The sequence below is a fragment of the Providencia sp. PROV129 genome, assembly GCF_028482245.1.
Lineage (GTDB): Bacteria > Pseudomonadota > Gammaproteobacteria > Enterobacterales > Enterobacteriaceae > Providencia > Providencia vermicola.
In genome coordinates this window covers 40946-54911 of the sequence record NZ_JAMPQD010000003.1, presented here as the reverse complement: position 1 = coordinate 54911, position 13966 = coordinate 40946, and the positions used below count along the sequence as shown (strand labels likewise).

The 13966-nt window shown below is 41.4% G+C and carries 8 protein-coding genes; 3 read left to right on the top strand and 5 right to left on the bottom strand.

Going from position 1 to position 13966, the window contains the following annotated elements; translation table 11 throughout:
- Positions 1 to 14 precede the first annotated feature (14 nt).
- Both PSF27_RS01415 and rlmKL read right to left on the bottom strand, forming a co-directional pair.
- On the bottom strand, positions 15 to 1922 hold the full coding sequence (locus tag PSF27_RS01415; protein WP_206086666.1) for an ABC transporter ATP-binding protein: 1908 nt from the start codon (positions 1920 to 1922) through the stop codon (positions 15 to 17).
- Between the two features lie 12 nt (positions 1923 to 1934).
- Positions 1935 to 4043: a bifunctional 23S rRNA (guanine(2069)-N(7))-methyltransferase RlmK/23S rRNA (guanine(2445)-N(2))-methyltransferase RlmL gene (gene rlmKL, locus PSF27_RS01410; protein ID WP_272538746.1), complete on the bottom strand. Its 2109-nt coding sequence runs from the start codon at positions 4041 to 4043 to the stop codon at positions 1935 to 1937.
- 98 nt (positions 4044 to 4141) lie between these two features.
- On the opposite strand from rlmKL, the gene PSF27_RS01405 reads away from it, so the two are divergent.
- A complete protein-coding gene (locus PSF27_RS01405; protein ID WP_272538747.1) occupies positions 4142 to 5257 on the top strand; it encodes a YcbX family protein in 1116 nt (371 codons plus the stop codon).
- 136 nt (positions 5258 to 5393) lie between these two features.
- On the opposite strand, the gene PSF27_RS01400 is transcribed toward PSF27_RS01405, so the two are convergent.
- From PSF27_RS01400 to pepN, 3 genes are all read right to left on the bottom strand, one after another.
- Positions 5394 to 5939 carry a cell division protein ZapC gene (locus PSF27_RS01400; RefSeq protein ID WP_206086663.1) on the bottom strand — a complete coding sequence of 182 codons (546 nt, stop codon included), beginning with the start codon at positions 5937 to 5939 and terminating at the stop codon, positions 5394 to 5396.
- A gap of 251 nt (positions 5940 to 6190) precedes the next feature.
- On the bottom strand, positions 6191 to 7201 hold the full coding sequence (pyrD, locus tag PSF27_RS01395) for a quinone-dependent dihydroorotate dehydrogenase (RefSeq protein WP_206086662.1): 1011 nt from the start codon (positions 7199 to 7201) through the stop codon (positions 6191 to 6193).
- Positions 7202 to 7531: 330 nt separating this feature from the next.
- The gene (pepN, locus tag PSF27_RS01390; RefSeq protein ID WP_206086661.1) at positions 7532 to 10150 is read right to left on the bottom strand and encodes an aminopeptidase N; all 2619 of its coding nucleotides are present in this window, start codon (positions 10148 to 10150) and stop codon (positions 7532 to 7534) included.
- Between the two features lie 467 nt (positions 10151 to 10617).
- On the opposite strand from pepN, the gene pncB reads away from it, so the two are divergent.
- Positions 10618 to 11832, top strand: a complete 1215-nt coding sequence (gene pncB / locus PSF27_RS01385; RefSeq protein WP_272680741.1) for a nicotinate phosphoribosyltransferase — start codon at positions 10618 to 10620, stop codon at positions 11830 to 11832.
- 485 nt (positions 11833 to 12317) lie between these two features.
- Positions 12318 to 13718 carry an asparagine--tRNA ligase gene (gene asnS, locus PSF27_RS01380; protein WP_272538749.1) on the top strand — a complete coding sequence of 467 codons (1401 nt, stop codon included), beginning with the start codon at positions 12318 to 12320 and terminating at the stop codon, positions 13716 to 13718.
- Positions 13719 to 13966: the final 248 nt, after the last annotated feature.

The following is a 13966-nucleotide window of genomic DNA, read 5'->3' as shown; positions in this document are numbered from 1 at the left end:
ATCGATTAATTAGCTCATCCGTTCTTAAGCAATTCAAGCTCTTGCCAGCGGTCAAACGCGTGTTCCAGTTCCGCTTCTTTTGCTGCTAACTGGCTTAATGTCTGCTCTGTAACATCATGAGGTTGATTGAAGAAATCCGCATCACCAACTTTAGCTTGCAGTGCTTCAATTTCCGTTTCCAGTTGTTCAAGCTTAGCTGGTAGTTGTTCCAGTTCACGTAATAAATTATAACTGAGTTTATTTGGGCGCTTTGCCACTTCTTTTGGCTTGGCTGTTTTTTCTTGCGCAGCTACTTTACTCGTTTGTTCGGCTTTCAAACTCACGGTTTGTGCTCTTTGCTTTTGCGCGTCAAAATAGCCACCCACAAAACGGTTAATAATGCCATTGCCTTCAAAGATCCAGCATTCTGTTACGCTATTATCAACAAATTCACGATCATGGCTCACTAGCAGGACAGTTCCTTGGTAACCATCCACTAACTCCTCAAGTAACTCTAATGTTTCGACATCAAGGTCATTGGTCGGTTCATCAAGGATCAGTAAGTTACTTGGTTTTAAGAATAATCGAGCTAATAATAACCGATTACGCTCACCACCTGATAAGGCTCTGACAGGTGTCATTGCACGTTTTGGTGGGAACATAAAATCTTGCAAGTAGCCTAATACATGGCGTGGCTTGCCATTTACCATCACTTCTTGTTTGCCTTCCGCTAGGTTGTCCATGACAGTTTTATCAGGGTCTAATGCAGCTCGATGTTGGTCAAAATAAGCAACTTCCAGTTTTGTACCACAATGCACACGACCGCTGTCTGCTTGTAAATCACCTAGCATTAAGCGCAATAGTGTGGTTTTACCACAACCATTTGGCCCAACTAATGCAATTTTGTCACCACGCATCACCTGTGCAGAAAAATCGTTTACTAGAACTTTATTATCGATTTGATAATTAACGTTTTCCATTTCAAAAACAATTTTACCTGAGCGGGCTGCTTCACCCACTTGCATTTTCGCTGTTCCCATCACTTCACGGCGCTCTGAACGCTCAACTCGCAGTGCTTTCAGGGCACGAACACGCCCTTCGTTACGGGTACGACGCGCTTTAATACCTTGGCGGATCCACGCTTCCTCTTGAGCCAGTTTTTTATCGAACTCTGCATTTTGCATTTCCTCAACGCGCAAGGCTTCTTCTTTACTGACTAAATAATCATCATATGTCCCTGGCCATGAGGCTAGCTGTCCGCGGTCTAAATCGATAATACGGGTTGCCATATTACGAATAAATGAACGGTCATGGGAAATAAACACGATACTGCCTTGGAAATCTTTAAGGAAGTTTTCCAACCACAGAATGGTTTCGATATCTAAGTGGTTTGTTGGCTCATCTAAGAATAAAACCCGTGGGTTGCTCACTAACGCACGCCCCAGCGCCGCTTTACGTAGCCATCCCCCAGAAAGGGAGGAAAGCTCCGCATCCGCAGGTAAGCCCAATTTTTTCAGCACATCGCTGATACGAGAATCCAATAACCATAAATTACGGTTATCAAGAACTTCTTGTAATTCAGCCATTTTATTTAAGTTTTTCTCACTAGGATCTTCTTCCACCACTTTGGCAATATGGTGGTAATCCTTCAGGTATTGCGCTTGCTCCGCAACACCTTCTGCAACGAAATCAAAAATGGTGCCTTCCACATTACGCGGAGGATCTTGCTGCAAGCGTGCAACAACTAAGTCCTGTTCGTAAACCAGTTGGCCATCATCCAAAGGTTGTTCTTTCGTCAGCACACGCATCAGGGTTGATTTACCCGCACCGTTTCGACCAACCAAGCAAACACGCTCGTTATCTTCAATATGAATTTCAGTATTATCAAGTAATGGCGCATCACTGAAGGAAAGGTATGCACCCGATAAATTAATTAAAGCCATTGATTCTATCCTTTACTCTGCGTGGCGAATTAACCAGCAGTTATGAATTTGACGATTACGTGCAAAATCTTCAGAAAGCGTTTTCGCAGTGATTTCTTGTGCTTGTAGTCCTAGCTCTTTGATTGCTTCCATATCCATTTTGAAACCGCGTTTGTTGTTTGAGAACATCACAGTTCCGCCGCGGCGTAATAGTCGTTTTAAATGTGTAATCAGTTGTACATGGTCACGTTGCACATCAAATGTGCCATCCATGCGTTTTGAATTTGAGAATGTAGGCGGATCAATAAAGATCAGATCAAATTGTTCATTGCTGTTTGCTAGCCAGCCTAAACAATCAGCTTGAATTAAGCGATGTTGACGCCCCGTTAACCCATTCGCTTGTAAGTTTTTTTCTGCCCATTCAAGGTAAGTACGGGACATATCGACTGATGTCGTGCTTTTCGCGCCCCCCAAACCTGCATGCACGGTTGCCGTACCCGTATAACAGAATAAGTTTAAGAAATCAGTACCTTTGCTCATTTCTCCTAACATACGACGTGCGATTCGGTGGTCTAAAAATAGCCCTGTATCAAGGTAGTCAGTTAGGTTAACAAGCATTTTGGCATTGTATTCTTGCACCAAAAAGAAATCGTCTTTTTGTGCCAGTTTTTCGTATTGCTGTTTGCCTTTTTGGCGCTGACGTGTTTTTAACACCAATTGATTTGATGTTAATTCTAATACGTTCATCGTCGCCGTGATCACGTCAAATAAACGCTGACGTGCTTTACGTTCATCAACAGTTTTTGGTGGTGCATATTCTTGGATCACCACTTTGTCACCATAGATATCGACTGCAACATTATATTCAGGCAAGTCAGCATCGTAGACACGATAGCTTTCAATACCCTGCTGTTTTGCCCACTTCGTTAATTTTTTCAAATTCTTACGTAAACGGTTCGCAAAATCAGGGGAAATTTCCGCAACGGTTTCAGAAGGCGTAGCCGCTAATTGGTAATTTTTTTGTACACAATCTAATGGACCATTTTTCGCTTTGAATTCGCGCTCTGAACGTAATTGCAAACAGCTTAATAATTCAGGTGAAGCGCTGAAAATCGATAAACGCCAGCCTGGGAAACGCGCTTTCACGACACGGCCTAATTGGCTGTGTAAGGCAATTAAGGCTGGCTCACTTTCTAAACGCTCACCATATGGTGGGTTACTGATAATGGTACCGACTGCTTCTGTTTTAACGGGGTTTTCTAACGCAGCCGCATCACCTTGATTGAAGGTAATGACATCTTGAAGGCCTGCCCGACGCGCATTCGCGCGCGCCATTTCCAGCACACGCTTATCAATATCAAAGCCATAAAAACGCGAAGTATTCTCTTTTAAGCCTTGGCGAAAACGCACTTGTGCTTCTGTGGTTAGCTCGCGCCATAATTCGGCATTAAATTTTGACCATGCATAAAATCCCCAATGGGTACGATGCAAACCCGGTGCTTTGTCTGTTGCCATCATCGCGGCTTCGATTAATAACGTCCCCGAACCACACATTGGGTCAACTAATGGTGTACCTTGCTGCCAACCAGAACGGTTAATGATCGCCGCGGCTAACGTTTCTTTTAATGGCGCTTGCCCTGCTAAGTCACGGTAACCGCGAATATGCAGAGAATCGCCACTTAAATCTAACGCTACGCTGGCTTTTTCTTTATTCAGGTACACATTAATACGAATATCTGCCTGTTGGCGTGCAACATCAGGACGTTGGTCTAACTTGCGAACAAAGCTGTCGACAATGGCATCTTTCACTTTTAAGGCGCCATATTGACTATTACGAATTTCTTCGTTAGTCCCTGTAAAATGCACTACAAACGTATCATTCACAGAAAAAATTTCAGACCAGTCAATCGCCTGTACACCAAGGTATAAATCTAAGTCACTGTAGACATCAAAATCATTCAATGGCAATAAAATACGCGATGCCAGCCGACTCCACAGTAAGCTTTGGTACATGACCCGTTCATCGGCCTGAAAATAGACGCCCCCTTGGGTCACTTTGCACTGGCTAGCACCGAGAGCTTCCAGTTCCGTTTTCAGTAGTTCTTCTAGGCCACGAGCTGTGCTGGCAAACAGAAAATTCATAGTATTTATTACCGATTTCGATGAAAAATTGTTGCGCATTATAGCTAATCTTATGCAGTTGTCATAAAGTTGCTGCGCACAATTATAAGGATTAAAAAATGATCACGCTTTCGCGCCTTTATACGCACCCAGTAAAATCCATGAGAGGGGTGCGCTTATCTCATGCCTTCGCTGATACTAGCGGTTTGACTTTTGATCGTAATTTTATGATAACCACGCTGGAAGGTAAATTTATTACGGCGAGAAAATACCCGCAAATGTTACTGTTTACACCTGTTATGCTCAATAATGGACTTCATCTTCGAGCCCCCAATGGTGAAAGTGCAACAGTATTGTATCAGGACTTTGATGAGAAACAGAGCCCTACCGAAGTTTGGGGCAATCATTTTCACGCACTCATCGCACCCGAAACAATAAACAGCTGGTTAAGCACCTTTTTTGATGAGCCCGTTCAGTTACGTTGGCTGAGCCCACTGCTTTCTCGTCGCGTGAAAGAATACCAAGACGTACCGATGTCATTTGCCGATGGCTACCCTTTTCTGTTAATAAATGAAGCGTCAGTTCAAGAACTACAACGCCGCTGCCCTGCCAGTATTAAACTTGAACAATTTCGGGGTAACTTAATTATTACTGGCGCAAAACCGTTTGAAGAAGACACGTGGAAAACGATTCAAATTGGGGATGTCGTCTTTACTTTAGATAGGCCTTGCAGTCGCTGTATCCTCACAACCGTAAGCCCAGAAAAAGGCATTAAACACCCCAATAGCGAGCCATTAGCGACATTACAAACTTTCCGCTCAGATGAAAACGGTGATGTCGATTTTGGGCAAAATGTAATAATTCAAAATACAGGCGTCATTCGTGTTGGTGATACATTAACCGTATTAGAAACTAAGACCGCCAAACAATATTTAATGCAAGAAAGGGAAAATGACCTTTCCACGCAAGATACTAAATATCAAGTTAGCAAAGTCAGCTTAATTTTCGACGAAACCGAATATGAAGGTGATAACCAAAATGTGATCCTTGAACAACTTGAATCTCACGGTTTAAATATACCCTATTCATGTCGAGCGGGTATTTGTGGTCGGTGTAAAATTAAATTAGTGTCTGGTGAAGTGACGCCATTAAAACAAAGTGCAATTAGGGAAAATGGTTATATATTAGCCTGCAGTTGTATCCCTAAAACAGCATTAAAACTAGCATTTAAGTAAAATTTAATTTTGGATATTTAACACCATCATCTATTTTTATTTATGATGGTGTTAACATTCCAACAGCCAAATTAATGATCATACTGAAAAGAATAATTTTATTTATTCGTTTTTTGATGTGATCTATGATGATCAATCAAACCACATTTCCATATAACTGTCGTTTGGCTTTAGATGAATATTCAAGCATGCGATCATTCATGATCTTAATTGGATCACAAAATCTTAAAACACGATCAGGTAATTCCAGAACTGGCTCTGCCAATAAACACAAACTTGCACAAGATCCAGCTTCCGCAATAATAAATGTGGAATAATGATGGCTATTTTCTAAGCACACTTGAATAATCTGCCCTTGCTTGGGCGTATTAATCGCATGGAATGAAGAAAAATACCAACTTTTTGGCATTTGCGGTTTTAAAAAACGATAAGCCACAAGACTATTAAGCACTAATTCGGCCCTTTCTTCTTGTGTAATATTTAATCGTTTAGCTTGCTCATCAAATAAATAAAATTCCCCAGCGTCCTCAATACTAAATGGCATTTCATTACGAGCAAATACCGTCAGCATTTTAGCTGGAAAACATGAACGAAATATCATGCCGTTGGCGAGATCTAACATCACCCTGTCATGGTCATGATCAAAATACCAACGCCAATGATCATCTGGTTTAATATTCATAAACGGATCCTTTAGCGATTTACCGGTAAATATATATAAGAACGATCATCAATACGATCTTTCCTAAATTTACTCTACAGCTAATTTTTATACGCTAAATAATTCGCCTTGCAGACAACTGGATAATGTTATTGTCAAATAACACATTCGCTGAAAATTGAAATAAAATTGATATAAAAATAGCCACTATTAGCAATATAGTTTAAAAGGGGGCATAAAGAAACCCCCTTGTTAAGTAAATTTACAATTTACTAGATATGATTGACAATATCTTTAATTAATTTTGGTCCATGATAAATAAAACCAGAATAAATTTGAATTAATGAAGCACCTGCTTCCATTTTTTCACGTGCTGCGGTTAATGAATCTATTCCACCCACACCAATAATCGGAAGTTTGCCATTTAATTCACGAGAAATAAGTTTAATCACTTGGGTGCTTTTTAATTGAACAGGACGTCCACTTAATCCACCCATTTCATTGCAGTGATTCAAACCTTGGACAAGAGAGCGATCTAGCGTGGTATTAGTTGCGATAACACCATCAATATTATGTCGGACTAAGCTATCTGTGACTTGAATAATTTCTTCTTCGGATAAATCAGGTGCCACTTTAACAGCAACAGGGACATACTTATTGTGCAATGATTGCAGTTCTAATTGCTTTGCTTTTATTCCACTTAATAAATCGTCGAGTGCTTCACCATATTGTAATGAACGCAAACCTGGTGTATTAGGTGACGAGATATTAATGGCAATATAACCTGCATGTGCATATACCTTATCCATACAAATAAGGTAATCATCTTTACCTTGCTCAACAGGGGTATCTTTATTTTTGCCAATATTAATGCCAATAATCCCGCCATAATTGGATTTTTTAACATTCTCAACAAGGTTATCAACACCCTTATTATTAAATCCCATGCGGTTAATGATCCCTTCCGCTTCAACTAAGCGAAAAAGCCTTGGCTTATCATTTCCTGACTGAGGACGTGGCGTCACAGTACCAATTTCAACAAACCCAAACCCCATTGCACCAAATGCGTCAATGCATTCACCGTCTTTATCCAAACCCGCGGCAAGCCCAAGTGGATTTTTAAACGAGAGTCCCATGCATTGGGTTGGTTTGGTAGCAACAGATTGGCGAATCAGACATTGAAAAGGGGAATGGTTTAAACGTTGAAGCTGGCGAAAAGTCATTTCATGCGCTTTTTCGGGGTCGAACTGGAATAGTGCCTTGCGGGCAAGGTGATATAACATATCCAATAACCTATATTCTGCTAGTGCGTTTCAATAAGAAAGACATCATGTCGCACGCACCCAATGCCACCAGCAATTAAGCTTTATGAACATAAGCTTTAGTGAACACTAAAGTGCAAACGATGTTTCGTCGGATAAAACGCGCTATAGATTACCCTATTTGAACGCTTATGTGCCATGAAAAAATCAATAAAAATGCGTTTAGTTGAATTTATCACTGCAAATTAGGTTTCACATAAGCTGGAGGTGACCTATCGTCATGCGGTTACTCGTTGAAAAAGAAAATCCCAGACAATATCTGGGATTTTCTTATATTTAACCGTGGACTAATTAGCTTTCTAACGCCTTGGTAATTTTTTCAAATAAATCACCCGATAAGTTATCGAGTTCTTTTAATTGCTCTAACACGTTACGCATCTGAGCTTGACGCTTTTCATCGTAACGTTTTAAGCGAATAAGAGGCTCAATTAAGCGAGATGCGACTTGCGGGTTACGAGTATTCAGATCGACTAAAATTTCATACAGGAACTGATAGCCACTGCTATCCTCTGCATGGAAATTAACAGGGTTACCTGCCGTGAAAGCGCCAACTAACGAACGAACACGGTTCGGATTACTCATACTGAATGAACGGTGATTTAACAGCTTACGCACATTTGATAACGTGCCTTTTGCTGGGTTTGAACCTTGCAATGTAAACCATTTATCCATTACCAAGCCATCGTGGTGCCAGCGTTCATCAAAATCAGCCATCAATTGTACGAGGCAAGGCAGTTGTGCTTCATTAGCAGCTGTCAGTGCTGCCAGTGAATCCGTCATGTTATCCGCATTTTTATACTGATCTTCGACCAGTTTATTCGCCATCACTGCATCATCATTTACCGCTAAATATTGCAAACAAACATTACGTAACGATCGTTTTGCAATATCTTGATGATCGACACGGTAACCATCAATATTAATCGAGCGGTATACCGTCAAGAATTCATCAGACATCTCGTTGGCTAATCGGTGATGAATAAAATTGATCACCTCGTGGATAGCAACAGGATCGATAACTGTAAATAGCTCTGCAATTTCATTCTCTGATGGCAGCGTTAAGATCAATGCAGCTAGCGCAGGATCAATTGATTCACTCAATAAAACGGCACGGAAAGCATCGACTACCGACTCAGGTAAAACAAGTTCTTCACCTTTTTGGTATTTAGCGACATTGATCTTTGCATAGTTGTTGATCAGCTGCTGAGCGGCATCCCAACGTGAAAACTCGTTGCTGGCATGCTGCATCAAAAACGCTAATTGTTCATCGCTATAGTTATAATCTAACTTAACTGGCGCAGAAAATTCGCGTAATAAAGACGGCACTGGGCGAGTTGTGACTTCATCAAACACAAAAGATTGTGTCTCTTGAGTGATGTTAAGCACTGAGTTTACCACGCTCCCACCACGTTTTAATGGAATAACTGCCCCTTCCTCATCATATAACTCAATATCCAGAGGAATATGCAGAGCCAGTTTTTCTGTTTGATCTAACGTCGGCGGCGTCATTTGGCTAACATGCAATGTATACTGCTGTTTTTCAGGCGAATATTCATCACGTACTGTTAATACTGGTGTACCTGATTGGCTATACCAGCGGCGGAATAAAGACAAGTCGACATTTGACGCATCTTCCATTGCTTGGACAAAATCGTCACATGTGGCTGCGCTGCCATCGTGGCGATGAACATACAGCTGTATCCCTGCTTGGAACATTTCTTCACCAAGTAAGGTGTGGATCATCCGAATGACTTCAGAACCTTTTTCGTACACTGTTAATGTATAGAAATTATTCATTTCTATTACTTTTTCAGGGCGAATTGGGTGAGCCATTGGGCTTGCATCTTCCGCAAATTGTGCCGCGCGCATCACTTTAACATTATTAATTCGGTTAACTGATCGAGAGCCTAAATCTGAGCTAAATTCTTGGTCACGAAAAACCGTTAAGCCTTCTTTTAGGCTTAATTGGAACCAATCACGACAAGTAATGCGGTTGCCCGTCCAGTTATGGAAATATTCATGGCCAATCACGGATTCAATATTCAGATAGTCTTTATCTGTTGCCGTATCACTTTTGGCTAACACATATTTGGAGTTAAAGACGTTCAAGCCCTTATTTTCCATTGCTCCCATATTGAAGAAATCAACGGCGACAATCATATAAATATCAAGGTCATATTCTAAACCGAAACGCTCTTCATCCCATTTCATGGCATTTTTTAGCGACTGCATCGCCCATGGCGCTCGGTCTAAATTACCTTTATCGACAAATAATTCCAACGCCACTTCTCGGCCACTACGAGTGATAAAAATATCTTTTAATACGTCAAAATCACCCGCGACCAATGCAAATAAATAGCTTGGTTTCGGGAATGGGTCTTCCCATTTAACCCAATGGCGGCCATTTTCTAACTCGCCTTCTGCAATACGGTTACCATTAGATAAAAGATAAGGATAACGCGTTTTGTCTGCAGTAATGGTTGTGGTGTAACGCGCTAATACATCTGGGCGGTCTTGATAAAAGGTAATATGGCGGAAACCTTCTGCTTCACATTGCGTACATAGAGCATCACCTGAAACATATAAACCTTCTAACGCCGTATTTTTTTCAGGGCTAATTTCATTCACAATACGCAGCGTAAAAGATTCAGGTAATGATTTAATAATCAATTTACCTTCAGCTTGTTGATAATCTGCCCACGCGTTTCCATCAATTTCGATACTCATTAATGATAAATCTTCGCCATGTAATTCCAGGGTTGAAGATTGTGGATTAATGCGTTTCACCTGACTCACTGCGGTTACTACGGTCTTAACAGGGTCAAGATTAAAATCGAGGTCAATCTCTGTAATCGTATAATCAGGGGCTTGATAATCCTGACGATATTTCGCTTGTCTTAACTGGGTCATAAGTAACCTTTTAATTCGTTATATTCGATATCGCACTACTTCGCTGCTTTATACAATACTATAAGACACCGTAATGTGAACGGATTTGAGAAACATTTTCATCAAAAGATGTTATCTGTTTTTTATCTGATGTTACTTTCTTATATTTAATAGTCGCTGTTTTGTTACAAAATCGTTTGTTTGTTGGTGCTATAGTACTATCAAATATTTCACGACATGTTAGTATCTTTTCGTGATTAATCGTTTTGTATCTAAAACATTAGTCGCTCTCGTTTGAAAATGGATTTCTCTGATATAACAGCTTTACCTAGAAGCAAATGAGCGAATTAAGCTGAATATGCCCCGCTAATACAGACTGATAGAATAACGCTTCTATCTTTTGTTAAAGTGGGTATACTTTTGCAACTTTAACGATTTAGCAAATTGCTAAGATAAGTAGATAAGCTCCGCGAGGATGTCTGCGCGCCATGAATTTAGACGCTACACCGATTATTACATCACTGCTTGATACCGATGCTTACAAGCTTCATATGCAGCAGGCTGTTTTCCACCGATACTACCACGTACCGGTTGTTGCTGAGTTCCGCTGTCGTAGCAGTGAGCTCCTAGGCGCCTACGCCGATGAAATTAGGCAACAAGTTCAGTTGATGGAACATTTATCCCTGACTGACGATGAACTGACATTTCTACACCGCTTGCCTTTTTTCCAAGAAGATTACCTCACTTGGCTAAAAACGTTCCGCTTTAACCCTGAACAAGTCATAGTCACCTCTCATGACGATGGGCAATTAGCTATTCGTATTAGTGGCCCTTGGCGTGAAGTGATCATGTGGGAAGTCCCTCTGCTTGCACTTGTTAGTGAAATTGTGCAGCGAGATAGACACCCTGAAATCACTCCCGACGATGCTGTTAGCCAACTCAGAAAACTGTTAACCGTTTTCTATGCGCAAGCTAATGAAGACCAGCTTGATTTGTCTGGCTTTAAATTAATGGATTTCGGCACTCGCCGCCGTTTTTCTTATGCGGTGCAATCCGCTATTGTTTCCATGCTGAAAAGCGAATTTCCTTATCTTATCGGTACCAGTAACTACCAACTGGCCCATGAGCTCGATTTAATCCCTGTCGGTACACAAGCACACGAGTGGTTCCAAGCGCACCAGCAAATTAGCCCCGAGCTAGCAAACAGCCAGCGTGAAGCCCTACAAAGTTGGTTAGACGAATACCCTGATCACCTTGGCATCGCGTTAACTGACTGTATCACCATGGACGCGTTCTTACGCGATTTTGATGTCAATTTTGCGAAGCGCTACCAAGGATTACGGCATGATTCGGGGGATCCGATCGAATGGGGTGAAAAAGCCATTGCTCACTATCAAAAGCTGGGTATCGACCCAATGAGCAAAACACTGGTTTTCTCCGATAGCTTAGATTTACAAAAGGCACTTGATTTATATCGCTATTTCCATCAGCGCATTAATCTCGTTTTTGGGATTGGTACAAGGCTAACATGCAATATTCCCCATGTAACGCCGCTGAATATTGTCATCAAGCTTGTCGAGTGCAATGGAAAACCCGTCGCTAAATTATCAGATAGCCCTGGCAAAACGATTTGTGAAGACGATGAATTCGTTAATCAACTCCGAAAAGCCTTTGATCTGCCTAAAATGGAAAAAGCCTGTTAATCCGCTATTTTTCCTCATTCAGCACAAGAAGATGCACTTTTCTTGTGCTGAGCTCAAAAACCCGCTTTTTCTTTTATTCACTTACTATTACTATAGTTTTTGAGCTCTAAAATAATCGTTCGATTCCACTGAAATTATTTATCGCGATTTTTTACTTGTTTCCTAACAAATGGCAAGTAACATAGAGCTTTGGCCCCTGAAATATGGGATTAATACGAAAAAGCCTTATTAATCTGTTTCATCCGCCATTCGCATAATAACAAGGTTGTTATGTGCTTGAACTCGGTATTGAATATTCCTATTACGAAAGCTGGAATACACCCTAAATAATTCGAGTTGTAGGAAGGCGGCAAGCAAATTGAGCCCTAGGAGCATACTGAAGTATGTGACTAGGGTCAGTTTGTGAAGCCAACACACCTACAACTTGAAGTATGACGGGTTGCAGATGCATAAGATTAACCATTATATAGAAGAGAGTGAATTATATGATAGTAGCGCCTGTAGTCGACGTACTGCAAGGCCGTGTGGCGGTAGGCTCTGAAGTCACCGTTCAAGGCTGGGTACGTACAAGGAGAGATTCAAATGCTGGTTTTTCTTTCCTCGCCGTTTATGACGGCTCATGCTTTAACCCGTTACAGGCTATCATTAATAATAATTTACCGAATTATAATGACGAAGTCCTGCATCTCACCACGGGTTGTTCCGTTGAAGTCACGGGTACGGTAAAAGAGTCTCCAGGTCAAGGTCAATCATTTGAATTAGAAGCCACCGCTGTCAAAGTGGTTGGTTGGATTGAAGACCCTGACACTTACCCAATGGCAGCAAAACGCCATAGCGTTGAATTCTTACGTGAAGCAGCACACTTACGTCCACGCACTAATTTAATTGGTGCTGTTGCACGTGTTCGTCATACCTTAGCGCAAGCTATCCACCGCTTCTTTGATGAACAAGGCTACTTCTGGGTTTCAACACCAATCATTACGGCTTCTGATACCGAAGGCGCAGGTGAAATGTTCCGTGTCTCTACACTGGATTACAATAACTTGCCACGTAATGACAAAGGTGAAGTGGATTTCAGTGAAGATTTCTTTGGTCGCGAAGCCTTCTTAACGGTTTCAGGCCAGTTAAATGGTGAAGCCTACGCAACGGCACTGAGCAAAGTGTATACCTTCGGGCCAACATTCCGTGCTGAAAACTCAAACACCAGCCGTCACTTGGCGGAATTCTGGATGGTTGAGCCAGAAGTTGCGTTTGCAAACTTAGATGATGTGGCTGGCCTTGCAGAAAAAATGCTGAAATTTGCGTTTAAAGCAGCACTGACCGAACGCCGTGATGATTTAGAGTTCTTCGCGCAACGTGTTGATAAAGACGTTATCACTCGCTTAGAAAGCTTTGTTAACTCTGATTTCGCGCAAGTTGATTACACGGATGCTATCAAAATCCTTGAGACCTGTGGCCAGAAATTCGAAAACCCAGTTTACTGGGGTGTCGATATGTCTTCTGAACATGAGCGCTACCTCGCTGAACAGCACTTTAAAGCGCCTGTCGTGGTGAAAAACTACCCGAAAGATATCAAGGCTTTCTATATGCGCCTCAATGAAGACGGTAAAACCGTTGCGGCGATGGATGTCCTTGCTCCGGGTATCGGTGAAATCATTGGCGGTTCACAGCGTGAAGAGCGTTTGGACATGTTAGATGCTCGCCTTGAAGAAATGGGCATGAACAAAGAAGATTACTGGTGGTACCGTGATCTACGCCGTTACGGTACAGTGCCTCACTCAGGTTTCGGCCTTGGTTTTGAGCGCTTAGTTGCCTATGTAACTGGTGTCGGTAACGTACGTGAAGTGATCCCCTTCCCACGTACCCCAAGAAACGCAGCATTCTAATTTCTGCTTTTCTGTATTGATTCACGAGCCAGCGCATGTTGGCTCGTGATAATTAAGCCCTGAGATGCTTTCACTTAATAACTATCTCATCTTGTTACATTTAATTTCAGTCATCTGATAAACAGATCACATTTTTTACGTTATTGCGTTATAATTTCCCGTTATATTGCACTTACATTGATATTGCTAAGAATAATCTGCTTTTTTGCTTCATTTTTGTTTTTTGCCAACCAAAAATCTTCAGTTAA

What these genes read in the sequence shown, in the direction of transcription:
- PSF27_RS01415 (WP_206086666.1), bottom strand. Translation starts at nt 1,922, where the DNA reads ATGGCTTTAATTAATTTATCGGGTGCATACCTTTCCTTCAGTGATGCG.
- rlmKL (WP_272538746.1), bottom strand. Translation starts at nt 4,043, where the DNA reads ATGAATTTTCTGTTTGCCAGCACAGCTCGTGGCCTAGAAGAACTACTG.
- PSF27_RS01405 (WP_272538747.1), top strand. Translation starts at nt 4,142, where the DNA reads ATGATCACGCTTTCGCGCCTTTATACGCACCCAGTAAAATCCATGAGA.
- PSF27_RS01400 (WP_206086663.1), bottom strand. Translation starts at nt 5,939, where the DNA reads ATGAATATTAAACCAGATGATCATTGGCGTTGGTATTTTGATCATGAC.
- pyrD (WP_206086662.1), bottom strand. Translation starts at nt 7,201, where the DNA reads ATGTTATATCACCTTGCCCGCAAGGCACTATTCCAGTTCGACCCCGAA.
- pepN (WP_206086661.1), bottom strand. Translation starts at nt 10,150, where the DNA reads ATGACCCAGTTAAGACAAGCGAAATATCGTCAGGATTATCAAGCCCCT.
- pncB (WP_272680741.1), top strand. Translation starts at nt 10,618, where the DNA reads ATGAATTTAGACGCTACACCGATTATTACATCACTGCTTGATACCGAT.
- asnS (WP_272538749.1), top strand. Translation starts at nt 12,318, where the DNA reads ATGATAGTAGCGCCTGTAGTCGACGTACTGCAAGGCCGTGTGGCGGTA.